This window comes from Streptomyces sp. NPDC003036 (assembly GCF_040611175.1).
Lineage (GTDB): Bacteria > Actinomycetota > Actinomycetes > Streptomycetales > Streptomycetaceae > Streptomyces.
On record NZ_JBEXNO010000050.1, the window covers coordinates 22,599 to 43,717 of the forward strand.

Annotated in this window: 25 protein-coding genes and 1 pseudogene; 23 read left to right on the forward strand and 3 right to left on the reverse strand. The window is 70.8% G+C overall.

The genetic code is table 11. The features are described from left to right. Positions 1 to 356: 356 nt before the first annotated feature. From ABZX67_RS28965 to ABZX67_RS29010, 10 genes and pseudogenes are all read left to right on the forward strand, one after another. Positions 357 to 890, forward strand: coding sequence for an ATP-binding protein (locus tag ABZX67_RS28965; protein WP_355366151.1), 534 nt, complete (start codon positions 357 to 359; stop codon positions 888 to 890). Further along, positions 887 to 1,480, forward strand: coding sequence for an AAA family ATPase (locus ABZX67_RS28970; RefSeq protein ID WP_355366154.1), 594 nt, complete (start codon positions 887 to 889; stop codon positions 1,478 to 1,480). Before ABZX67_RS28965 ends, ABZX67_RS28970 begins: the two co-directional genes overlap by 4 nt. A 61-nt stretch (positions 1,481 to 1,541) precedes the next feature. Next, on the forward strand, positions 1,542 to 1,991 hold the full coding sequence (locus ABZX67_RS28975; protein ID WP_355366157.1) for an ATP-binding protein: 450 nt from the start codon (positions 1,542 to 1,544) through the stop codon (positions 1,989 to 1,991). Then, positions 1,985 to 2,416 carry a hypothetical protein gene (locus ABZX67_RS28980; protein ID WP_355366160.1) on the forward strand — a complete coding sequence of 144 codons (432 nt, stop codon included), beginning with the start codon at positions 1,985 to 1,987 and terminating at the stop codon, positions 2,414 to 2,416. Before ABZX67_RS28975 ends, ABZX67_RS28980 begins: the two co-directional genes overlap by 7 nt. Before the next feature lie 216 nt (positions 2,417 to 2,632). Further along, a pseudogene (locus ABZX67_RS28985) lies at positions 2,633 to 2,791 on the forward strand (DUF5999 family protein); the annotation flags it as partial. Between the two features lie 81 nt (positions 2,792 to 2,872). Then, complete coding sequence (locus ABZX67_RS28990; protein ID WP_355366241.1) at positions 2,873 to 3,085, forward strand: glycoside hydrolase family 15 protein; 213 nt, start codon at positions 2,873 to 2,875, stop codon at positions 3,083 to 3,085. Beyond that, positions 3,082 to 4,023 carry a helix-turn-helix domain-containing protein gene (locus ABZX67_RS28995; RefSeq protein WP_355366163.1) on the forward strand — a complete coding sequence of 314 codons (942 nt, stop codon included), beginning with the start codon at positions 3,082 to 3,084 and terminating at the stop codon, positions 4,021 to 4,023. Before ABZX67_RS28990 ends, ABZX67_RS28995 begins: the two co-directional genes overlap by 4 nt. Beyond that, positions 4,020 to 4,586: a DNA-binding protein gene (locus tag ABZX67_RS29000; RefSeq protein WP_355366166.1), complete on the forward strand. Its 567-nt coding sequence runs from the start codon at positions 4,020 to 4,022 to the stop codon at positions 4,584 to 4,586. Before ABZX67_RS28995 ends, ABZX67_RS29000 begins: the two co-directional genes overlap by 4 nt. 236 nt (positions 4,587 to 4,822) lie before the next feature. Beyond that, on the forward strand, positions 4,823 to 5,437 hold the full coding sequence (locus ABZX67_RS29005; RefSeq protein WP_355366169.1) for a DUF6624 domain-containing protein: 615 nt from the start codon (positions 4,823 to 4,825) through the stop codon (positions 5,435 to 5,437). Positions 5,438 to 5,572: 135 nt separating this feature from the next. After that, positions 5,573 to 6,850, forward strand: a complete 1,278-nt coding sequence (locus tag ABZX67_RS29010) for an MFS transporter (protein ID WP_355366172.1) — start codon at positions 5,573 to 5,575, stop codon at positions 6,848 to 6,850. 53 nt (positions 6,851 to 6,903) lie between these two features. On the opposite strand, the gene ABZX67_RS29015 is transcribed toward ABZX67_RS29010, so the two are convergent. Next, entirely contained in the window at positions 6,904 to 8,208 is a 1,305-nt protein-coding gene (locus ABZX67_RS29015; RefSeq protein WP_355366175.1) for a Twin-arginine translocation pathway signal, read from the reverse strand. A 441-nt stretch (positions 8,209 to 8,649) separates the two neighbouring features. Here ABZX67_RS29015 and ABZX67_RS29020 point away from each other — a divergent pair, with 441 nt between their 5' ends. The 9 genes from ABZX67_RS29020 to ABZX67_RS29060 all read left to right on the forward strand — a co-directional run bounded on the left by ABZX67_RS29020 (position 8,650) and on the right by ABZX67_RS29060 (position 15,460). After that, on the forward strand, positions 8,650 to 9,060 hold the full coding sequence (locus tag ABZX67_RS29020; protein ID WP_355366178.1) for a 6-carboxytetrahydropterin synthase: 411 nt from the start codon (positions 8,650 to 8,652) through the stop codon (positions 9,058 to 9,060). Then, on the forward strand, positions 9,057 to 9,791 hold the full coding sequence (locus ABZX67_RS29025) for a 7-carboxy-7-deazaguanine synthase QueE (RefSeq protein WP_355366181.1): 735 nt from the start codon (positions 9,057 to 9,059) through the stop codon (positions 9,789 to 9,791). Before ABZX67_RS29020 ends, ABZX67_RS29025 begins: the two co-directional genes overlap by 4 nt. A 55-nt stretch (positions 9,792 to 9,846) precedes the next feature. After that, positions 9,847 to 10,470: a GTP cyclohydrolase I FolE gene (gene folE, locus ABZX67_RS29030; protein WP_355366184.1), complete on the forward strand. Its 624-nt coding sequence runs from the start codon at positions 9,847 to 9,849 to the stop codon at positions 10,468 to 10,470. Further along, the gene (locus ABZX67_RS29035; protein ID WP_355366187.1) at positions 10,470 to 11,291 is read left to right on the forward strand and encodes a hypothetical protein; all 822 of its coding nucleotides are present in this window, start codon (positions 10,470 to 10,472) and stop codon (positions 11,289 to 11,291) included. Before folE ends, ABZX67_RS29035 begins: the two co-directional genes overlap by 1 nt. Beyond that, a complete protein-coding gene (locus ABZX67_RS29040) occupies positions 11,288 to 12,361 on the forward strand; it encodes a hypothetical protein (protein ID WP_355366190.1) in 1,074 nt (357 codons plus the stop codon). Before ABZX67_RS29035 ends, ABZX67_RS29040 begins: the two co-directional genes overlap by 4 nt. Next, positions 12,358 to 13,050: a thymidylate kinase gene (locus ABZX67_RS29045; RefSeq protein ID WP_355366193.1), complete on the forward strand. Its 693-nt coding sequence runs from the start codon at positions 12,358 to 12,360 to the stop codon at positions 13,048 to 13,050. Before ABZX67_RS29040 ends, ABZX67_RS29045 begins: the two co-directional genes overlap by 4 nt. Positions 13,051 to 13,083: 33 nt before the next feature. Then, on the forward strand, positions 13,084 to 14,007 hold the full coding sequence (locus ABZX67_RS29050; RefSeq protein ID WP_355366196.1) for a DUF2797 domain-containing protein: 924 nt from the start codon (positions 13,084 to 13,086) through the stop codon (positions 14,005 to 14,007). Positions 14,008 to 14,072: 65 nt separating this feature from the next. Further along, positions 14,073 to 14,921: a class I SAM-dependent methyltransferase gene (locus tag ABZX67_RS29055; RefSeq protein ID WP_355366199.1), complete on the forward strand. Its 849-nt coding sequence runs from the start codon at positions 14,073 to 14,075 to the stop codon at positions 14,919 to 14,921. Continuing rightward, on the forward strand, positions 14,918 to 15,460 hold the full coding sequence (locus ABZX67_RS29060) for an NUDIX hydrolase (protein WP_355366202.1): 543 nt from the start codon (positions 14,918 to 14,920) through the stop codon (positions 15,458 to 15,460). The genes ABZX67_RS29055 and ABZX67_RS29060 overlap by 4 nt, the downstream gene beginning before the upstream one ends. Before the next feature lie 20 nt (positions 15,461 to 15,480). On the opposite strand, the gene ABZX67_RS29065 is transcribed toward ABZX67_RS29060, so the two are convergent. Continuing rightward, on the reverse strand, positions 15,481 to 15,975 hold the full coding sequence (locus tag ABZX67_RS29065) for an NUDIX domain-containing protein (RefSeq protein ID WP_355366205.1): 495 nt from the start codon (positions 15,973 to 15,975) through the stop codon (positions 15,481 to 15,483). 173 nt (positions 15,976 to 16,148) lie between these two features. On the opposite strand from ABZX67_RS29065, the gene ABZX67_RS29070 reads away from it, so the two are divergent. From ABZX67_RS29070 to ABZX67_RS29080, 3 genes are read left to right on the forward strand one after another with little or no spacing between them, the layout of a single operon-like run. Beyond that, the gene (locus ABZX67_RS29070) at positions 16,149 to 17,441 is read left to right on the forward strand and encodes a hypothetical protein (protein WP_355366208.1); all 1,293 of its coding nucleotides are present in this window, start codon (positions 16,149 to 16,151) and stop codon (positions 17,439 to 17,441) included. Then, a complete protein-coding gene (locus tag ABZX67_RS29075; protein ID WP_355366211.1) occupies positions 17,441 to 18,037 on the forward strand; it encodes a class I SAM-dependent methyltransferase in 597 nt (198 codons plus the stop codon). The genes ABZX67_RS29070 and ABZX67_RS29075 overlap by 1 nt, the downstream gene beginning before the upstream one ends. Before the next feature lie 29 nt (positions 18,038 to 18,066). After that, a complete protein-coding gene (locus ABZX67_RS29080; protein ID WP_355366214.1) occupies positions 18,067 to 19,251 on the forward strand; it encodes an NUDIX domain-containing protein in 1,185 nt (394 codons plus the stop codon). Between the two features lie 64 nt (positions 19,252 to 19,315). On the opposite strand, the gene ABZX67_RS29085 is transcribed toward ABZX67_RS29080, so the two are convergent. After that, on the reverse strand, positions 19,316 to 20,134 hold the full coding sequence (locus ABZX67_RS29085) for a PIN domain-containing protein (RefSeq protein WP_355366217.1): 819 nt from the start codon (positions 20,132 to 20,134) through the stop codon (positions 19,316 to 19,318). A gap of 315 nt (positions 20,135 to 20,449) precedes the next feature. Between ABZX67_RS29085 and ABZX67_RS29090 the strand changes: the two genes are divergently transcribed. Then, on the forward strand, positions 20,450 to 20,884 hold the full coding sequence (locus tag ABZX67_RS29090; RefSeq protein ID WP_355366220.1) for a peptide deformylase: 435 nt from the start codon (positions 20,450 to 20,452) through the stop codon (positions 20,882 to 20,884). Positions 20,885 to 21,119: the final 235 nt, after the last annotated feature.

A 21,119-nucleotide genomic window follows, 5' to 3' on the forward strand; every position in this document is an offset into this window, starting at 1 on the left:
TTCGCACAGGACGGACCGTGAGCTGCAGGACCACGTCGCATGAAGTCGTTCCCTTCGAACTCGCCCCCCAGCGTAGTGACATGTCGAGCGCTCCGTGTCAAGAAAACGTGGCTCCGTCGAGCGCGGCAGCGGAAATACGTGAAGCGTCATGCAAGCCCGTCACGTTTACGCGAACCGTCACGGTTGCCGCCCTTGGTCCACGGGGGCAACTCTTGCCCTCCTCGGGCTCACCGAGAACACACGCCGCTCGCCGGCCACGACACCTGACGGTCCTGGCCCGTGAGCTCGCGGGTGCCGCCACCGCGCTCCGCAGAGCGCCGGCGGCGCCCGCCATCCAGGATTGGGGGGTGCACTCAATGACGACGACTCGGAGAACCACGCAGTTCCTCGCCGCCCTGGTCCACGGCGTCGAGGTGGAGCGGACTGCGATCCGGTTCACGAACTCGGAACAGGCCGTGCCCCAGTCGCGGCGCTTCCTCCGGGCTCAGCTCAGCGCTCGTGGGTTCACCCCTGAAGATGAGCTGACCGACCGCGTCCTCCTCGTGGCCAGCGAACTCGTCACCAACTCCGTACTCCATGGCCGAACACGGGCGATGCACGAGCCAGAGATGATCGGGCTCGCGCTCTCCGTAAAGCCTGGAGAGGTCCTCGGCATCCTCGTGACCGACAACTCGCCGGATCCGCCCGTACAGATCATCCGGCCCGCCGCTGTAGAAGACGGACAAGGTCTCCGGCTCGTCTCCGCGATGGCAGACCACTGGACCGCCGCCCCGGCCACTCACAACGGTGAGGTCGTCGGCAAGGGCGTCTGGGCCTTCTTCGTCTGGCCCGGCGAGTCGAACCGTGAGCCCCCGGCCCTCCACCACCGCACCCCCATGGAGGTGTGGTGATCGTCGCCATCGCGGGTCGCTCGCAGATGGGGAAGTCGAAACTGGCAAAGCATCTCGCGCTTGCTCTCGACGGCGTCCTGCTCGATCTCGCCCAACTTCGCAACGTACTGTTCCCGACGGCCCTCACCGCCTCGCGCGAACAGGCTGCCCGACTTTACGAGTGGCTGCTGCAGGCTGCCGTGTGGAATCTCCACCAGCGCCCCGCAGCCCCGGTGGTCCTCGACGCTCACCCACTCACGCACGCCCGGGATGTGCGAGCGCTGCGACATCTCGCCGCCGGCATAGGCCACCCTCTACACGTCATCGAATGTGTGCGCTCAGCCACCAGAGCCGGTCACAACTCATTCGAGGACTCCCAGAACGGGGGTCCTGGATCCGAAGATCGTGGTGGATACACGTCAGCCCATGGCCGACTGCATGGCGGAGCTTCTTCACAACCTCGTCCTTGCCTCTGGAACCGAGCGCGCCTCGTACGCACCGCCTTTTCCAGCTGCCGAGACCGTCAGTCACGCCAAGCAGGCACCCGTACTCGCTACACGGCGAACCGAATAGCGCCGTCCGCCGGTCGTAAGTCCTCGCCCGAGGACTGAGCCGTCCCCACCCTGCTCACGACGACGCCTGCCGTCGCCTCGTACGCCTGAGGAGCCCCCTATGGCACATGAGCACCTCCCCCAGACCCCTGGGCCTTCGCCGTCACACGACACCGTCGAGGTCTTTCTGCCCAGCGCGCCGCCGTACGTCGGAATGTCGCGTCGGATCGCGGCCGGCGCCATGGAACGTTGGGGTGGCATCCCCCCGGAGGTGGCGGCCGACACGGTCCTCATCGTGTCGGAACTGATGACGAACGCCGTCCAGCACGGGGGCGGAGCCGACAACCCTCAGGCCGTGGGCCTGCGCATGGAGCACCGCGATGGCCAGGTGCTGGTCGAGGTGACCGACAACAGCTCGGAGCCGGCCAGACGCAAGGTAGCGGGGGAAACGGCGACGAACGGCAGAGGTCTTCACCTGGTGGAGAAGCTGGCCGCCGCGTGGGGTACCAGCAACACCAACCACACCACGTGGGCCCGCGTCTCGACCGAGCCGCAGGGGCCGACGTGCTGATCGCCCGCCGTGACTCGGCCACCTTGATCAGGCTGCGGGGTTCTCTCGCAAGGTCCGTGGCACGAGAGGGCATCGATGACGAACTGATCTCCGTCCTCAACGAGATTCTGGACGGCACGCTGCCGTCGTCGTCGGGCGATCGCGCCGTTCGTCTCGGCCGCCGACTGCTCCGGCCGCGGCGGCCTCCGCGCGACGCCGAGCCGGTGCGGATCTGCCGGGAGGACGCAGCTCGGCTCCTTGTCCAGCTGCAGCGCGCCACCCCTCACGTGTTCGCCCTGGCCTCGCTGCGTCCGGCCCTCGCCGCCGACATCGCTCGTCTGCGTGCCCTGCACGAAGCGCAGCTGAAGGACATGGAACTGCTCCAGTATCTACGGCTGTTCGCCTTGGCCCTGCTCGCCGTGCTCGATGAGGTGTGCGAGGACTAGCCGCCGATCGCCTCACGACCGGTCGGTGCTTCCGCCTCAAGCCCCTCCGCCGGGTACACCGGCTACACGATCCCGACAGGCGGCGTCGCATGGCCGACGCGCGGGCCCAGTCCCTGCCCCGCGGACGGCTTCATGACCATCGTCCTGGCACTCGCCTGCTCCTGTCCCCATCACCGCGATCATTTCCGCTTCGCCGTCTTCTCCAAGGACTTCTTCATGTGCAAACACCGGCCGACGTGCCCGAGCGCTGTGTCTCCCGACCGTGAGGCCGCTCGCCTCACCGTCCACCACCCCGAGCAGGGATGGAGCCTGCTGTGCAACGGGGTGCTGCTCTTCGAGGACACCGGCGAGCTGCTCCCCGACGGCAAGGTCGTCGTCGACGGGCTCACGGGCGACGAGGGCACTTTCGTCATCTGCCTGGCCTGGCTGATCGCCGCGCTTGCCGCGATCGGCCGGGTGGACGAGGCCGAGATCCACCTGGGCGTCCCACTGGGCATCCGCAGCGACCTCGGTCTCCTCGCCGAGGAGTGGGATCCCTACGCCGGCCGACAGCTCGGCAACTCCCCGCAGGGGTTCTCCCACGTCGGAATCGTCGTCGCCGTTCTGGCCGTCACCGCAGCACGCAGAGCGAGCAACGGCCGGATCACCGCCAAGGCGGCCACGGTATGACGCACCTCAGCCAGAACCACCGCCCGGGCCACTCCGCCGTGCGCCGGCACGCGGCGGGCCCGCCCATCCGCCGGGCCCGCCGCGATCCGCTCGTGCCGGCCGATTGGCAGGTCGAGGTACTCGTGCGCTGGCTGGCGGACGAAGTACGCATCGGGGTCTACGGAGCGGAGGGGGGCCTGCCCGAGACCGGGGTGGTGGCGCGCCTCTTCGAGATCGACTATCCGCTCGCCGACGCGGCCGTCCGGCAGCTCGCCGCCCAAGGCCACATCTCTCCCGACCGACAGGTCGCCGCGAGCGCCCTCGCGCCCCTGCGCGAGGGCGGCGCGCCCGTGGCTGTCCCGCACGGGGAAGCCCTCGTCCGCGAGCAGGTCGTGGCCGCCGCGGCGGACGCGCTGGTGGTCTGGCGCCGGCACGAGGCCCGCACGCCCCGCGCGTTCGTCGCACAGCAGGACCAACTGCGCTCCATCCTGCGGACCTTGTGCGGGGAGCTTTCGGGTGAGACCTCGCAGCATCCGAGCCTGGCCCTCGCTCGGGCCCGGTTCCTCGCCGTTGTTCCTGGTCCGTTCCCCGCCTGGGCCCGGCCCTGGCACATCGCTTGGCTCGGTCTGGCGGCCCTGGCCCTTCTGGAATCGCACCCCGAGCTGCTCGCCCGCCTGAAGCCCAAGGGCGGATGGGCCTTCACGAGTCCACCGCCCGAGTGCCTGACCTCCGGACGGCGCCTTACCGACGGCGCCGATCGCGAGGCCGCCGGCCCGTGGCTGGCCGAGCAGTACCAGGCCGGCGCCTCCATCCCGACCCTCGCCAAGACCGCTCGCCGCTCCTACGGCCTTGTCCACGCCCTCCTGAGCGAGGCGGGCACCGACTTCCGCCCGCGCGGCTTCCCGAACCGCCGCCGGAAGAACGCAGACCCCGCCGACCAGCACCTGGAATCCATATGACTGAGAAACTGACCCCCTCACTCCGCCGCGTCGCCGAGCACCTCGTGCACAATGCCACCGCCGCAGAGATCGCCACCGCCGAAGGGCTGTCAGCCTCAACGGTCCACACGTACCTGAAGGACATCCGCCAGCATCTCGACCTCCCTCCCCGAGCGAGCCGGGCCGTCGTCGCCAACGCCCTTCTGGGCCGCGGCGAGGCGACGGCGCCGGATCCCGGACGGTCGGCACCGGTGCTCACCTCGGACCAGGAGCTTCTCTTTCAGGCCATCGCCACAAAGTCCCGGCAGGCCGACATCGCCCTCGCCGCAGGAATCGCCCCCGCCGACCTGCGTGCCAGGACGGAGGCGCTCCTGTCCACGGTCGGCGCCACCGACACGGTGCACCTGATCGGTCTCGGCCACGCCTGGGGCCTCCTAGCGCCGCAGGGCGAGAGCAAGTTGAGGCCGGCCTCGGCCAGCTCGCCCCGCCCGGTGCGCCGGAACACAGCGCCCGCCCAGCCCACCGGAAGAACCCTCACCACCCGTACGCCGCAGCCGGGGCAGCGAGCACGGCTCGGGCGGTGAACCGCAGCCCGTTCAGGTCTTCCCCCTGAGACGGAAGCCGCCTCCGCCGCGGCGACGCGGTCGTCCGCTGATCAGCTGTCCGCCGAAGAGCAGCCGTCGATCTCGACAGCCAACGCCACGGCCCCAACAGGTCCCGTCCCGCACACCAGCCGCCCAGACCAACGGTTTCGGCACGCACCGGTCGCGTACGGCCGCCGCCCTGTCTCCCACGCCCCTCGTCACCCCAAGGACGCCCCGTGAGAACTCTCTTCGCACGTCCCACGCCGCCGCCGACCGCCGCCAGCACGTCGGGCGCGGCCCAACCTCTGGCCCATCCCGACATCGCCCAGGACCTGGTCAGCCGAGTGGCCGACGCCGTAAAGACCTGGAGAGCCCCCGCACATCAGCGTGGCGCCGTGGAGGACGCCGCGCCCGCCGCGCAGGACGCGCAGGCGCTGCGCCGGATCATCGAACGGCTGGGCCGCTGGCCCGGGCGGTCACTGGTCGGCGACGCCGGCTGCGAGGCCGCGGTGGTGATCGCCCTCAACAGCGACCACGACCTCAACTTCCAGATCACCCTGCTCCGCTCGCTCCACGCCGCCATGCGCCATGGCGATGCCACCACCGCACAGTGGGCCCGCCTCTACGACCGGTGCCTGGTAAGAAGCGGTCGGCCCCAGCAGTACGGCACGCAGTACCGCCTGCACGACGGGCAGATCGAGATGTGCCCCGTGGACGATCCGGAGGCTCTCGAGACGCTCCGGGCCCGCGCCGGACTGCCGCCCCACCAGGACCGGCGCGCCGCCCTGGAGCGGCGCCACCTCCTGCCCGACCCGCCGACCGTGCTCCTGAACGGCAGCCGCGCGGCGTGAAGGAACGGCCTCTTCCCCAGTGACGAGCGGCCAGCCGGACGCCCGTCACCTTGCAGCCGGCCCGCCAGGCTCGTCTCCGGAGGCCGTCGGCCTCTCTGCCATCGACCGCCCTCTCTGTCTCCCGGAGCACCTTCTATGACAGCGGCACCCCAGATCCACGCCAGCCCGCACGGGCTCGTAGGCGGCCGGGCAGTCAGTCGCTCCCTCGCCCTCCTGCTGACCGGCGAGGGCATCGGCTACGCCGGTTCAGCCGTCCACGCTGTCGCCCTGCCGGCCCTCGCCGTCCTCTCCCTGGAGGCCAACCCGGGACAGATCGCCCTGCTCGCGTTCGCCGCGGAGATTCCGGCGCTGGTGGTGGCTCTGCCCGCGGGCGTGGTCGTGGACCGGTATCCGCTGCGGACCGTCCTGTTCTCCACCGACCTGGCGGCGGCTGCCCTGGTGGGCGTCATCCCCGCAGCCGCCGTCCTCGACCGACTGTCGATGCCGCTCCTGTACACCGTCGCCCTGGCCCTGGGCGTCCTGTCCACCCTGCACACGGCCGGGTCGATGGCCGCCGTCCCTCTCTTGGTAGAGCCGAAGCACCTCCACCGAGCCAACGCGCGCTTCACCGCGGTGATCACCATCGCCGGCACCACCGGAACCGCCCTGGGCACCGTCCTCGTCACGACGATCGGGGCGACTCGCGCATTCGCCGCCGACGCCTTGTCGTACCTCGTATCGGCCTGGTGCGCGGCCCGCATTCGTGCCTTGCCCTCTCCCGACCACGCGCAGACCGCGCGGCGGTCGGCGATCCGGGAGATCCGCGAGGGCGTCGCCCACTCCGCGTCCCACCCGATACTCCGCCCCCTGTTTCAGGCGCTGACCGTCACCGGGATCGGCACCGGACTGACCGCCACCCTCCTCTCGTACCACCTGCTGACCGCCGTGCAGGTCGGGGCGACCGGCCTCGGCGTGATCATGGCCGCCGGCAGCCTCGGTGGCCTCAGCGGAGCTCTCACGGCCCCCCGTCTCGTCCGCCGCTACGGGACCGGCCGCGTGATCGCCTGCGCGTGGACCGTGTACGCGCTGATGCAGATACCCCCGCTGGCCGCCCGCCCTGGCACCGCCTGGCTCGCCATCCTCGTCGTCAGCGGATACGGCCAGTGGGCAGCGGCCACGTGCGTGGGCACCACCCAGCGCTCCGTACAACAGCGGACCACCCCTCCCCGGCTCCGCGCTCGCGTCCAGCAGACCTCTCTCTGGTTGACCACCGGCACGCAGCCGCTGGCCGCCCATGCCGCCGGGGCCCTCGCCACCGTCACCAGCGTCCGCACCGTCATGACCGCCGGTGTGATCGTCCTCTTCGTGTCCACGTGGATGCTGTGGCGCTCCCCCGTTCGCCGCTTGACCGCCTTGGACGGAGGCGCTCAGTGAACGACCGTTGGAGGCTCTCGCCGCGCGAACGAGCGGCGACTCGTGCCAGGTGGCTACGCGGCGGTGCCGTCGGTGCGGATCGGTGCGGGCAGAACGCGCAGTCGTTCCACGAGCTCGGCGCCGGCGCCGCTCGCCGCTGGGTCGAGGAGCCGAGCGAGGCGGGCGAGACGGGTGCGCGCCGTGGCACGGAGCCGTGCAGGGGGGATGAGGTCGAGGACGTCCAGCGCACGCCCGGCCGCCTGTTCGGGGGTGTCGCGGACTTCGGCGAGGGCGAGCACGAGGGTGGCCGCCACCCATCCCGGAGTGTGCTCGGGGGCTGCCGCAATGGACGTGCGGGCGACTTCGGCAGCCCGGTCGTAGCGCTCCAGAGTCAGATGGGCCTCGGCGACGTGGAGACGGTGCTCGGCACGGTCGTAGCCGAAACGCCCGGGCAGCTCGACGGCGGACTGCATGATCTCGTCGCTCTCGCTGACGACCTCGTCCGCCCGGGACCGGTGCCCCAGGGCAGCGAGCGTCGGCAGCAGGGCCCATCCCAGGAGCTGGGCGCGCCGCAGTCCGGCGGGGGCGTGCTGGAGACCGAATTCGGCGTGTCCGCGGGCGTGGTCCCAGTCTTGGCGGGCGGTGGCGACCATGGCCAGGGCTCCACTGGACCAGGCGGTGAGAGCCGCCTCTCCGGTGGACTCGCCGATGGCTCCCGCCAGGGTCAGGTGTGCGCGGGCTCCGGCTCGGTCGTCCAGGTGGTAGGCGAGGTTTCCGAGGAGCGCGGAGAGCCAGCCGACCTGCCGGCGCAGGTCGCGAGCGGTGTCCCTATCCGCGTTGCCCACCACGGTGGAGAGCAGGTTGCGGGTCGCGCGGACCTCGTCGTGCAGGGTGGACGGCGGGTGTTTGCTGTAGTTGAGGGCGTAGTGCTCGACCGCGGCCTCGGCGAGGGCAACGAGCGACGGCGAGCCCTCGGGCGCGTCCAGAACAGCCCACTGTACGGATTCACGAATGGCGGGCAGCCCGCTCGCGGTCGTCATGGATGCCTTTCGGTCGATGCCTTGTTCCTCACGCTGCCGCCGACCGTAGTCGAGCGGCAGTGGGGCCGCGCACGTACTGCACCAGAGGTGGTTCGTGGCGAGCCCAAGCTGGTCCGGGCGCGCTCCGTACGCCCGGGAGATCATGATCCGGTACTCGTCGCCGGGCTGCGCCTGCCCGTGCTCGTACCGGCACAACAGCGCCTGCGACAGGGCTGGTGGCAGCAGGTCGTCCTCCAGGTAGACCCGGGAGACTTCCCGAATCGCCTGTGCCCGGGACCATCCCAGAGCCAGCCGCCACGCTTCCAGCGCCGTGAGCTCGGGCAGCGCCGCCCGGAGCACAGTGACGGTCCGCTCCTGGCTGTCGCCGTCACGCTGGCACTGAGCCCGCAGCCGGGTCGCTTCACGCTGGATCTCCGCTCGACGCGCTCGCGTTACCTTCCCCACCGTCCGTCCCTCCGTCGCTCCGCCACATCCTCGGCCCTTCGGGCACGGACACGCATTGACCGAAGCAGTCAATGTTTCTACGGAGCACGGTCAATGACGCTTCCTCAGCAGAGGTCGCATCGTAGGAACCAGCGCTCCAACCGCCCTGTGCGACATCACTTCGCCGAACCAGCCCACGGCCGCAGGTGGACCGGGCTTGCCGCGCTCGGAGGGACGCGTCCGCCGGCCGCGCGGGGCCCACCGGCGCCGCTGGAATCCGTCCAGAAAGGCACTTCACGAGCACCGCGTCAGAGAGAGCTACAGCCCTCATCCCCTCCATCACGAGAAGGGACTCCCGTGGAGACCGCACCCATTCCCCTGCCGCCCGGCAGGTTCACCATCGGCAAGACGTTCGACTTCGAGGCCGGCCACCGCCTCGCCAGCCTCCCTCCTGAGCACAAGTGCTCCCGGCAGCACGGCCACACCTACGAGGTCGAGGTCGTACTCTCCGCAGCCTCCCTCCAGGGGCCGGGATTCGTGACGGACTTCGGAGACCTCAGCCCGTTCAAGCGGTACCTCGACAGCGAGCTCGACCACCAAAACCTGCACGAGGTCTTCGACTTCGAGCCGACGTCCGAGCTGCTGGCGCAGCACTTGGCGGCCTGGTTCATCGCGAACATGCCGCCGGAAATCGGCAGGCAGCTGGTCTCCGTCCGTGTCCGCGAGACCCGGCGGAGCTGGGCCCGCTTCGAGGTGGCCAGCTCGTGACCGCCCCTCCGACGGAGGCGCACGATGCATCGGGACTGCATCTGATCGTCGCCGAACGCTTCGGGGTCGAAGTGCCCACCTTCCAGGGCGAGGGCCCGAGCTGTGGCCACCCGGCGATCTTCATCCGCTTGTCCCGCTGCAACCTCAGCTGTACGGCGTGCGACACGAAGGAGACGTGGGACTGGAGCCGGTTCGACCCGCGGGAGGTCTCGACGAGGCAGTCCGTTCAGGACCTGGCGTCGTGGGTGAAGTCGTCGCCGGTCGAGCTGGTGGTCATCACGGGTGGCGAGCCGCTGCTCCAGCAGCGGAACCTGCCCCCCCTGGTCCAGCGACTGCTGGAGGACGGCCGACGGGTCGAGTTCGAGACCAACGGCACGGTCATGCCCGACCCCGCTCTGCTGGTCGCCGGCGTCCGGTTCAACGTGTCGCCGAAGCTGGCGAGCTTCGGGGTGGACGAGGCCAAGAGCATCGTGCCGTCCGTCCTGCGGGCGCTCGCCGAATCCGGACAGGCCGCGTTCAAGTTCGTCGCCTCTTCCGTCTCCGACGTCGACCGGATCGCCGCGCTGGCGGACCGGCATGGGCTCGCCCCGGTGTGGGTGATGCCCGAGGGCACCACCGCGGAGTCGATCACCGCGTCGGCCCGGGAGCTCGCGGACGCGGTTGCCGCGCGTCACTGGTACTTCACCACGCGCCTGCACGTGCTCGCCTTCGCCGACGCCCGAGGCCGCTGACCATGCACCCCACTCATCTGACTTCTCCACCGTTCCCGGAAGCGAGACGACACCCATGACGAGCGCCACCACTGTGGTCTCCAACGCCACCGAACCCGCCCGGCCCGTGCCGTACGTGGACACCGGCCGGATCGCTGCCCTGATCGGCGACCTTCTGGTCGAGCTGGGCGAGGACCCCGCCCGCGAAGGGCTGAACGGCACCCCTGAGCGGGTCGCGGCCTGGTGGAGGGACTTCCTCTCCCCGGCCGACGCCCCCACGCTCACGTGCTTCACCGAGTCCCGTCTGGACGGCCAGCTGGTCGTGGTGGGCGGCATGAGCGTGTGGTCCCTCTGCGAGCATCACATGCTCCCCATGAACCTGCAGGTGGCGGCCGGTTACGTGGCGAACGGCGAAGTGGTGGGCCTGTCGAAGTTCGGCCGCCTCGCCCAGTTCGCCGCCGGACGGCTGCAGGTCCAGGAGCGCTTCACCCGCCAGGTCGCCGAGCACCTCGCTGGCGTCCTCGGCCGCGAGGACGTCGCGGTCACCGTGCGCGGCGTGCACCTGTGCATGAGCATGCGCGGCGTGCGGATGGAGGACGCCCGCACCACGACGGTGCACAGGGGCGGTCGTTTCCGCACCGACCCGGTTCTCTCCCAGGAGTTCCTCACCGTCGCCGCCGGGCAGTGGGGAGGGCGGTGATGGCCAAGAGCATCGACTTCTCCGTGATCGCCCCGCCCGCCTACCTCCGTGTCTTCCTCGCCCAGGAGCCCGCCCGGGTGCACCACGTCGCCGCCCAGCGGGTCCTGGCGGACCCCTCCTACCGGGACTTTTTCGCCGGGGAGGCTGTACGCGGCGCCGAGATCATCGTCGACAACGGGCTCTTCGACCTCGGCTACGCCCTGCCCGCCGCCGACCTCGTTCAGGCCGCGCTCGCGGTGTCCGCGCGGGAGATCATCCTGCCGGACGTGATGCGGGACGGGGCCGCCACCTTGAAGGCCAGCGAGCAGGCCGCGCGTGAGATCCGGGAGCTGTCCGGTGACACCTTCCGGCTGTGCGCGGTCCTGCACGCCGCCGACGACGAGGAGTGGCGGCGGACCTACGACGCGGTCGTGAACAGCGGCTGGGCCGGGGCCATCGCCCTGCCGGCCTCGCGCCGTCCGGATCCGGACGGGCAGCTGTGCCGCACCCGCTGGCTGGCGACCGCCTATCTGGAAGAGCACGGTCTGGTCGACGACCTGATCGTCTACCGGCTGCTGGGCCTGGGCCGGACCGGGCACCTGGAACTCGTCGAGCAGCGCGAGCACGAGTGGATCTCCTCCGTGGACGGCGCGGCGCCGGTCATCCTCGGCGCGATGGGCATCGCCCTGCGCCTCGAAGGCCCCTACGAGAAGCCCTCCACGCCTCGCATCGAGAACCTCGGCCCGATCCCCCCGGACCGCTTCGACCTGATCCGGCGGAACATCGCCGTCGTCCGTACCGCGGCCGGCAGCAGCGTCACGATCGCGGAGGAGAACCGATGACCTCCCTGATCGCCGCTCCCGGGCTGCTGCACGCGAGCCCGATCGACTTCCACGGGCACACCATGAGCCCCAGCCGTCTGCTGCGCTACCTGGAGATCAAGGTCCACCACCTCATCCAGGAAAAGGACTGGGACAGCATCCGCGTGGTGGGCGGCTACGACCGCACCGCGGTGATCTCCCGGTACGAGAAGACCGGGAAGCTGTTCAACATCGAGCGGCCCACCGCGACCGTCCAGGGCAGCGACCTGATCCTCCAGGCGTTTCCCGGCGCCGACTACGTCCAGCACTACGGGCTGATCATCGCCACTTATCTGGCCCTGACGGGGCGGCCGGCGGACATCGTCACCTACCAGCCGCCCGTGCAGGAGCAGTGCCGTTCCGCTCTCGACACGCTCGATCTGGACCTGGACGGCGATCTGGTGATCGTCGGCTGGGGCCTTCAGCACCTCGCCCCCACGAACGGGGTGTGGATGCGGGGGCCCGGCTACGCCTGGCAGCGTGCGGAGATAGCCGGACGGCGCGTGGTCTACCTCGGGTTCCTCCACAGCATCTGGGGCGACGTCGCCGGACGGGTCGTCGCACGGCTGGCCGAGCTGGGCGCCAGCGACGTCGTCTACATCGGCAAGGTCGGCTCGCTGGCCCCCGGGATCGAGCCGAACACCTGGCTGGCGACCGGCAACACCAGCCTGCTGCGGGGGTCGCTGGTGAGCTGGGACGACTTCTTCGGCGACTTCGCCGCCGCCCAGGGCGGTGTGCAGAGCGGCCTGCACGTCTCCTCGCCCTCGATCCTGCTGGAGGACACCGACTGGCTGGCCCGGCACATGCCCTCGTACGCCTTCGTCGACCCGGAGATCGGCCCGATGGGGGCAGCCGCCCACGCGGCGGGGATCCGGTTCGGATACCTGCACGTCATCTCCAACAACCTCACCGCGCACTACCCCGCCGACCTGTCCAACGAGCGGCACGACGACGTGCTGCGCCGGCGAGCCGTCCTCATCGACCGGATCCGCACCATCATCACCCACCGCCTGGCCGGCGCCCCGGCCCGCTCCGGGGAAGGAACCCGATGACGACCAGCACGACGTCCGCCCCGGAGCCCGGGCGGCTGATCACTTTCGTTGGCGGCGACGGAGCCGGCAAGTCCACCCTCGCCACCCGCCTGCACCAGGCCCTGACCGACGCCGGCCACGAGGCGATCCTCGTCGGCAAGCACACCACCGGCATCCCGGCGGACCCGGACCTGTCCGCCTACCTCGACCGCCTCAACCACCTGGTCTACCGGCGCGACGCCGGCGTCGCCCGAGCGTGCGGCGACCACTACTGGCTGCTGGCCCTGGCCTCCTGGTACACCCTGCAGGACCGGCTCGTGATCCGGCCCGCGCTCGCCGCTGGCACCCACGTGGTCCTCGACAACGCCCACCACAAGATCCTCGCCCGCTACGCGGTCAGCCCCGAGGTCCCCGTCCGACTCACGGAACAGGTCTTCGCCCACCTGACGGAACCCGACCTGGTGTTCTTCCTGGACATCGGCGCCCGCGAAGCCCTAACCCGCAAGGGCTCGTTCACCTCTCTGGAGACCGGCCACTCCGGCGACGGAGACGAGGACTTCATCCGCTACCAGGAAGCCGTCCTGAACCAGATGCGCGAACAGGCTTCCTGCAGCGACTGGCTGTGGCTCGACGTCGCGGGCCTGGACCGGGACGAGGTCTTCAAGTCGGCCGCCGACCACCTGGCCGACCGCCTGAACCTGACCGTCTGACCCACCCCACGCACTGATCGGCGAGGAACCACCATGGACCAGAGCCTGCCCACCAGCGGGACGTACGTATGCCACGGCATCACCTGGGCGAACGGAGCTCCCCGTCTCCTGCTCGCCCCACCGCCCGGCGAACCCCTGCTTCACGCCCAGGTCATGGGCCGGCGTCTGGCCTACCAGGTGAACGGTGCCGGCCGGTGGTGCACCGGCCGGTACCAGTTCACCGACCGCGTCCGCGTCGAAGCCGTCGCCTGCCCCGACCAGGCCCCGGCCGAGACCGGCGGCCAGTGCGCCGCCTGCACCGCGCGGGATGAATTCCGCTTCGCCCACCAGTTCCACTCCGGCGGCCACGTCCCCGACGCCCTGGCCGCCTACATGACCCAGCCGCACTGGCTCTACCTGGCCACGTTCGCCGACGGCACCACCAAGGTCGGCACCGCGGCCGAACCCCGAAAGCGCTCCCGCCTCGACGAGCAGGGCGCCCTGGCTGCCACCTACCTCGCCAAGAGCCCCGACGGGCGCACGGTCCGGTTCGTCGAGGACGCCCTCTCCCGGCGCCTGGACCTGACGCAGACCGTTCGGGCCGCGGCCAAACTGAAGGCTCTGGCGGCTCTGCGCGACCTCGCCCCTGTCCGCGCCGCCCACCAGCAGCACCTCGACCGGGCGGCCGAAGCCCTGTCCGAGATGAACATCCCGGCCCTGCTGGAGCCGTGGACACCGCCCGCCGAAGGCGACCTGCTCCGTGCCCCCGGCACCGAGCGCGCCCTGTACCCGCACGACCCGCGCGAGGGCGAGCACGGCCTGACGGTGCTCGCCTGCGCCGGTTCCCAGGTCCTGGCCACGCTCGACGGCGACTCCCTGCCCTACCTGCTCGACCTCGGCGTCCTCAAGGGTCACCGCATCACCCTCGGGCCGCAGTTCTCCTCCCCCGCCGCCGTGGTGCAGTCCGCTCTCTTCTGACCCTTCAAGCCTCTGGTCCGGCCCCCGGCCGCGGCCCCGATCCGTGAAGCGAGGACCTCTCCGCCATGGCACCCCAGGACGCCCTGACCGGCTGGGACGAGAACGCCACCGCCGAGGCGTACGAAGCCTTCACCCGTATCCACCCGATGTACAACACCACCAGCGTCGACCTCGCCACCCGGGCCGAACTGGCCGACGCCGAGCTGGTGGTGGACCTGTGCGGCGGAGCGGGTGCGACCGCCCGCGCGATCCTCGGCATGGTCCCGGACCGGGCCCGGGTCGTCTCCGTGGACAACGCCGGCGCGATGCAGCGCGTCGGCCGCCGCACCCTCTCCGACCCCCGGCTGTCCTGGATCACCGCCCCGGCCGAGCAACTCGCCGAACACGTCCCGCCCGGCGGCGTGGACGCGGTGGTGTGCAACTCGGCGATCTGGAAGACCGACACCCCGGCGGTCTTCTCCGCCGTCGCCCGTGTCCTGCGCCCGGGCGGCCGGTTCGTCTTCAATATCGGCGGCGGCTTCGCCGGCGTGCGCCACCCCGACGAGCACACCGTCCGGACCGGCCCGTCGCTGAACGCCCTCATCCTCCAGATCGCCGCCCGCGACCACGACTACACCCCTCCGTCCAAGAGCACGGACGCGGCGCCGAAGCTGCCGCTGGAGACGGTCACCACCGAGCTGACCGCCGCCGGCCTGGCCCTCGTCGGAACCGAGGTCACCGCCCAGCACGGCACCATGGCGGAGAAGAAGGCGTGGCTCTCCATCCCCGTCTTCGCCCGCCCGGCCGACGGCGGTCTCACCCACGCCCAGCGGATGAAGATCCTGGACGCGGCCTACGCCCTGACCACGCCCGATGCCGTGACCGTGACGAGCTGGCTCGTCGTCGTCGCCCAGCGGCCCACGGGCACGCCGTGACCACGCCCGCCAACTCCCCCGCCGGCGTGAGCTACTGCGACCACACCAGCGTCGGAGTGCTCGTCTCCGGCCCGCAGGGACTGCTGCTGTTCGAGCGGGCGACACCACCGGCCGGTCTCGCACCGGTCGCCGGCCACATCGACCAGCACGGCAGCCCTCAACAGGCCGCCCGCAACGAAGTGGCCGAAGAGGTCGGCCTCACCGTCACCCACCTGCACCCGCTGCTGACCCAGTGGCGCCCCAACCGCTGCCGGCGCACGCCCACCAGCACCGTCGGACACCAGTGGTGGATCTTCCAGGCCGAGGTCTGCGGGGACCTCCGCCCCTCAGCCGAGGAAGTCCGCGCCCCGCAGTGGGTGCACCCCGACCAGCTCCAACACGCCGCGCTGCGCACCGTCGACTACGCCACAGGCCACCTGACCAGGACGGAGTTCGAACACCGGCCCGGCCTGGAACCGGTGTGGTGCCACTTCCTGCACGCCCTCCAGCTGATCGCCCTGCCCCCGTCCGCCCTCGACCGGATCGACACCGTCCTGTGAACGGCTGCCAGAGTCACGGTTCAGCGGACCACGGAGGCGGTGGCCAGGCGCCGGGCGTGCGCGCGGATGCGGTCGCGATCCTCGGGAAACACGCTCTGCCACTCCTCGTCCAGGCCGAACCACGCCGCCGGCTGCCCCGGCTCCGCCGCGAGCGGCACCTGGGGATCGACGATCGCGGCGTAGGACAGGCCCAGCGTCGGAGACCAGTCGGACCGGTAGGAGCGCACCGCCACGGCGGCGGGCTCGGCCAGCAGCTCGGCCCGCAGACCGGTCTCCTCCAGCAGCTCGCGGGCCGCTGCCGCACGCGGCGTCTCACCCGGCTCTGCCTTGCCGCCGGGCGGCACCCATCCACGCACCCGGTGCTTGACCAGCAGCACGTGCTCGAAGGCGGGATCGGTCACCCACACCTCGGCCGCCAGCGGTTCCATCGGGCGCCGGCGTGCCTCCTCCAGCCAGGCCCGGGCCCCGTCGAACTCCAGCGCGGCACGGCTGGCATCCGCGACAGCCTCGTCCACAACCACCTGAACAGCATCACCAAGACTCACCCGCACCACCCTAGGCCGACACCCCGCCCGTGCGGCGCAGGACCGGCCCGTCGCACGCCCGACCGCATCCGGCGAAGGCGTGCCGACGGCCTGGAAGCAGACCGGCCGACCGTGGTGCCCGCTTCACGAAAGGAAATCCGGTCATGACCCTCAGTACGGCGGCGGCAGGAGCGTGGGTGGTCCTCGGCGGCGTCCACCTCCTCAACCGCACCGCCCCGCGCCGGGCCGACGAGCCCCTCGTCTTCGTCCGGGTCGCCCCGCAGGAGGTGAGCCGGCCGAGCACCACCGTGGTCATCGGCTGGAACACCCTCGGGACCTGTTCCGCCGAAGCGCTCAGAGCCGACGGCACCCGGATCGGCTCGGTCCGGATCGACGGCAAGGACCTGTTCCCCGACGCCATCGCCGGTGCCGCCCTGCGCGAGCTGATCGGCGCCGAAGCCGCCCCGGGCCTGGTGCCGCTGTGCTACCTGGCCGAACACCCCGGTGGCTATCACGCCTACGCGCAGATCAGGTTCCACCCCGAGGACGCCTGCTTCGTGCGCACCACCAGCGAGCCGGTCGGCCGCGGCCCGGTCGAGGCCCTTCGCTGGCTCGACCCGGTCCTGGCCGCGCACCACGCATCGAGCACGGCCCTCAACAACCACCGTCGCTGCTTCCGCAAGCACTTCGAAGGCACCGAGCTGGAGTACAAGTACACCCTCGACCCGGCGCCCGACATCTGGGCCGCGGCCATGGAACTGCTCAAAGCCCTGCGCGACGGCGAACTGGAAGGCTGGCGACCGGAATACCGGGAGGAGTTCCAGGCCCACCACACCGAGAACCACCTCTTCGAGGTCACGGGCCCCGCCTCTGAGGTCGGCTACGCCTCATTCGTCCCCACGGTCACGGCCGGGCACGTGCTCAAGCGGAAGTGGTTCGCCGAGGACGCCTTCGCCCGCCGGGAGGAGCTGGTGTACGGCATCGACGTCACCCCAGACGGCTTCGAGGCGTACCTTCGTGGCGAACTGGGCCTCCAGGTACGAGCCATGCCGCCCTTCCAGCGCGTCCGCTACGACATCCAGTGCGAATCGATGCGCACCGGTCACGTCTACGGCATCTTCCTCGACCGCTGCACCCTGCTCGCGGACCCCACGGTGGTCCTCTCACAGTGCGAGCTGGAATACCTGCGCACCCGGGGCGTCCTCGACCAGGACCAGGACGAAGTCCTCCACGAGATGGAGCGCGTCAACGGCTGGCTCCGGAACTACGTCGCCACCCGTGGCTGGGCGGCCGAGCACACCTTCCACTCCAAGCTGAGCTTCCTCCGTGACGCCGTGGCCGCCCAACCGGCCCTCGGGACGGTGGGCTTCAGGGCTGGGCCCGCCACTCACCCGTCCCCCAACCGGGCGCGACGGGCCGCCCGCGCGACCGTGCCGTCCGCCAGCGAAGGAGCCTGATGCCCACCCCCTCCGCCGTATCCACCGCGAGCCCCGACTACTGGGAGCCGCTCTGGGCCGACGGCCGCCGCTACCGACAGCTGTGCGAGACCGAGAAGCAGCTGATGGCCGAGCACCTCGGCCCCGGCGGAGGCCGCCCCGCCCTCGACATCGGCAGCGGCGACGGCTGTCTCGCCCGCCACCTCCATCACGAGCTCGGCTACCGCACGACCGGCGTCGACTGCTCGCCCAACGCGGTCGCGCTCGCCGCCTCCCACGACAGCACCGCCGATCCGGCACCGACGTGGCACTGCCTGGACTTCGCCACCGGCGACCTCGACACCCTGCGGGATCCGGCCTACGCCCTCATCACCTGCCGCCTGGTCTACCGGTGGATGGACGACAAGGCCGGCTTCCTCGGCCGAGTCCGCCGCCTGCTCGCGCCCGGCGGGACCTTCTGGGTCGTCACCGAGATCGCCGGCCGCCGCACGACCACTGACCCGGCTCTCCTCGGCCTTGGCATCTCGCCCACGGACGCCGAGCTGCTCGCGGCCGGCTGGTCCGTCGTACGCACCGCCGACCTCGACGTCCTGCGCTGCTTCGCCCTGCGCCCCTGATCATCCACCTGAACGGAAGGAAGTACTTCGTGCTGGACGTCGAGAAGGAAATCGGCGAGATCTGGACCCTCTACGGCCGTCATCAGCTCGGCCGCTCGTTCGACCTGCCTGAGCTGGGCGACTGGGCCTGGGACATCCCGCGGGCCGGGCCCGGCATCGAGGTGCTCGGCGAGGTCGCCGGCCTGCGCGTCCTGGACCTGGGAGCCGGAGTCGGCCGGCACGCCGCACACCTGGCCGCCCTCGGCGCCGACGTCACCGCCGTCGACGCCTCCCCCACCCAGCACCAGCGGGCCCTCGCCCGCTACCCCGACACCCCGCGCCTGCGCCTGGTGTGCGCCGACGCCGCCGTCGATCACCTACAGGAAGCCGACCCCTACGACCTGATCTACTCCGTCAGCGGCGTCCCCTTCCTGGATCCGCACCGCCTTCTGCCCGCCCTGGCCAACGGCCTCAAGCCCGGCGGGCGGCTGGTGTTCAGCGCGCTGCACACCAACTCGCACGGTCGCGGGCCGTCCGAGTCGGTCACCGCACGGCCCGAGATCCTGCGGCTGCCCGGCACGGACACGGAGCATCGGGTGCACATGTGGGTCCTCGAACCACGCCTGTGGGAAGACCTCCTCGTCGACCACGGCCTCGTCGTCGACACGGTGACCACAATCAACCCCCCACAGGCCGACCAGCCCCTCTCGTACCGGCTGTACGCGGCCCACCGCCCGGAACGAATCCGCAGCCGGCCCCGGACAGTGGCGCCGCCCGCACCGCACGCGGCGCTGGGGGTCGGCATCGTCGTGCACGGCCCTGACGGTGTCCTGCTGGGACGCCACCGCCTCGGAACGTGGGAAGTGCCCGGTGGATCGGTGGAGCCCGGCGAGACCTTCGTCAAGGCCGTGATCCGGGAGCTCGCCGAGGAAACCGGGCTGATCGCCAGGCCCGACGACGTGCAGGTGCTCGGCACGCTTCTCGCCCATGTGGGCGGCGTTCTCCGGCTCACGGTGCCCGCGCTGGTCACCCGTTGGTCCGGCACACCCCGGGAGCTGGAGAAGACCATCGGCTCGTGGCGGTTCTGGAGCCTCGACGCACTGCCCCAGCCTCTCTTCGAGCCCAGCAGCCAGTGCCTGACGGCCTGGAGGCAGGACCTCCCTCTCGACCACACGCCCGCCGACTTCCAGCCCTACAACCACAACGCCCGTCACGACACCTGGCACACCGGCTGACCACCAGCTCACACGACAGCGCCTGCCCCGGCCAGCACGCGGGGCAGGCGCAGCTGCGTCCGAGCTACTTTTGCTCCGGCTCCGTGCCGAGTTCCTTGCGGAGCTTCTCGTACGGCACGCCGGCGATCTTCGCCCGCAGCGCCATCCCGGTGTCGTACGTCACCAGCTTCACCGGACCGGCCGCCAGCACGCTCAGCGCGAGCGCCCGGTCGACGATCTCATCGTCCTCGTCAGGCAGCCGTACGTGCCCAGGAGGGTCCGACAGGACCTTGACCTCCACGAACCCCAGCATCGTCTCGTCGGTCAGCAGTCGGTCCAGGACGGCAAGACCGTACCGAGCGCGCCACCGAGCCTGCGGCGATACCTTGCTCTCCTTCAACTGGTCCAGCTCGTCGACCACCATCATCGGCACGGCGATCCGAACCCCGCCGTGCTGGCCGGCGAGCTCCGAGAAGTCGACGTCCTCCAGCTTCTCCTCGTGCTCAATGAAGAAGCTCGTGTCGAGCACCAGAGTCGACACCTTCTCCGGCCACTGGAGGATGGTGTCCCGGGTGGACTCGACGGCCCGCTCCAGGTCGGCGATCCGCTGCCGTACCTCCTGGTCGATCAGCGGGTTCGTCACCTTCGGCGCCAGCTGGCCGCCCAGATGGCCCGCTCCGTTCAGCAGGGCCCAGTAGATCGGGGTGAAGAACAGCGCCTCGATGTCCTTCGCCCGCACCTGGGAGCCGAGCAGCCGAGACTGCTCGTTCACCCAGGTCAGGTACTTCAGGAGGTGTTCCTCGGCGCTGTTGTAGTTGCTCAGGTTCGTGGCCTGGGTGTGGGCTTCCCGTAGAAGCTGGTGCACGAGGTCCAGCCTGGCGCCGGGTATCGGTGTGACGATCATTCGCGGATCATGTCAGGGCTTGCCCGCCTCCGGCAGAGGACAGCACCGGTCCAGCACGAGGAAAACGGGAAACGGATCTTCTCTTGGAGCACCTCCACACCCGCCCTCCACGCCCGGTACCGTCTCGAATGGAGGTTCCGGGCCCGGCCCGAACGTGACATGAATCAAGGAAAGTTCAGGTGAGCCAGGTGCGGCCCAGCGAGCAGATGCGCGACCTCGGAGTCGTACAGCGCGGAGCCCCCGTCCTCACCGAGCCGGCCCTCGCCTTCAACCTGCCGGGCCGAACGCCAGGCAGCCGAGCAGACCGTCGAGCAGTTGTTCTCCGCCATGGACCGGATCGGCCGGGTCCACCCGTTCGCCAAGGGCATGGGGCTCGCGGCGCCGCAGATCGCGATCGGCCGGGCCGCCGCCGTCGTCCATCCTCCCGAGCCCGCCGCTCCGCCGATCGTCCTGCTGAACCCCCGCATCACCGACCGTTCCCTCGACGAGGACGAGCAGTACGAGGGCTGTCTCAGCTACTTCGACGTACGCGGCCTCGTGCCCCGGCCGCTGCGGATCACCGTGGAGACCACTACCCTCGAAGGCCAGACGGTGACCACGGTCTACGAGCGCGGGCTCGCCCGGCTGATCCACCACGAGATCGACCACCTGGACGGCCTGCTGTACACCGCGCGCATGAAGGCCGGCGTCGCCCCCATCCCTGTCGCGGAGTACCGCCAAACCGGTCGAGCATGGACCTACGACCAGTAGCCGTCTGGGCAAAGACGGAGATCGCCTGCGATCGAGCAGCCGGCGGTGCCACTCGCCAGCGGTCGGGGCGGGCGGTGGCGGTCCGTACGGCGTGGGGCCCGCCGTCTTCCGCATCGGCACGGCCGAGGCGCCCTCCCTGTAACCCCTCAGCCAGGACCCGGTTCCCCGCCCCATGACACGGAACGCCGGACGGCCAGCTCCAGCTGAATGGGGCTGGTCGTCGGCGGCACCACGG

Bases quoted from the DNA above. Each gene is read 5' to 3' on its own strand.
- ABZX67_RS28965 (WP_355366151.1), top strand. From the start codon at position 357: ATGACGACGACTCGGAGAACCACGCAGTTCCTCGCCGCCCTGGTCCAC.
- ABZX67_RS28975 (WP_355366157.1), top strand. From the start codon at position 1,542: ATGGCACATGAGCACCTCCCCCAGACCCCTGGGCCTTCGCCGTCACAC.
- ABZX67_RS28995 (WP_355366163.1), top strand. From the start codon at position 3,082: ATGACGCACCTCAGCCAGAACCACCGCCCGGGCCACTCCGCCGTGCGC.
- ABZX67_RS29000 (WP_355366166.1), top strand. From the start codon at position 4,020: ATGACTGAGAAACTGACCCCCTCACTCCGCCGCGTCGCCGAGCACCTC.
- ABZX67_RS29010 (WP_355366172.1), top strand. From the start codon at position 5,573: ATGACAGCGGCACCCCAGATCCACGCCAGCCCGCACGGGCTCGTAGGC.
- folE (WP_355366184.1), top strand. From the start codon at position 9,847: ATGACGAGCGCCACCACTGTGGTCTCCAACGCCACCGAACCCGCCCGG.
- ABZX67_RS29035 (WP_355366187.1), top strand. From the start codon at position 10,470: ATGGCCAAGAGCATCGACTTCTCCGTGATCGCCCCGCCCGCCTACCTC.
- ABZX67_RS29040 (WP_355366190.1), top strand. From the start codon at position 11,288: ATGACCTCCCTGATCGCCGCTCCCGGGCTGCTGCACGCGAGCCCGATC.
- ABZX67_RS29045 (WP_355366193.1), top strand. From the start codon at position 12,358: ATGACGACCAGCACGACGTCCGCCCCGGAGCCCGGGCGGCTGATCACT.
- ABZX67_RS29050 (WP_355366196.1), top strand. From the start codon at position 13,084: ATGGACCAGAGCCTGCCCACCAGCGGGACGTACGTATGCCACGGCATC.
- ABZX67_RS29055 (WP_355366199.1), top strand. From the start codon at position 14,073: ATGGCACCCCAGGACGCCCTGACCGGCTGGGACGAGAACGCCACCGCC.
- ABZX67_RS29070 (WP_355366208.1), top strand. From the start codon at position 16,149: ATGACCCTCAGTACGGCGGCGGCAGGAGCGTGGGTGGTCCTCGGCGGC.
- ABZX67_RS29075 (WP_355366211.1), top strand. From the start codon at position 17,441: ATGCCCACCCCCTCCGCCGTATCCACCGCGAGCCCCGACTACTGGGAG.
- ABZX67_RS29085 (WP_355366217.1), bottom strand. From the start codon at position 20,134: ATGATCGTCACACCGATACCCGGCGCCAGGCTGGACCTCGTGCACCAG.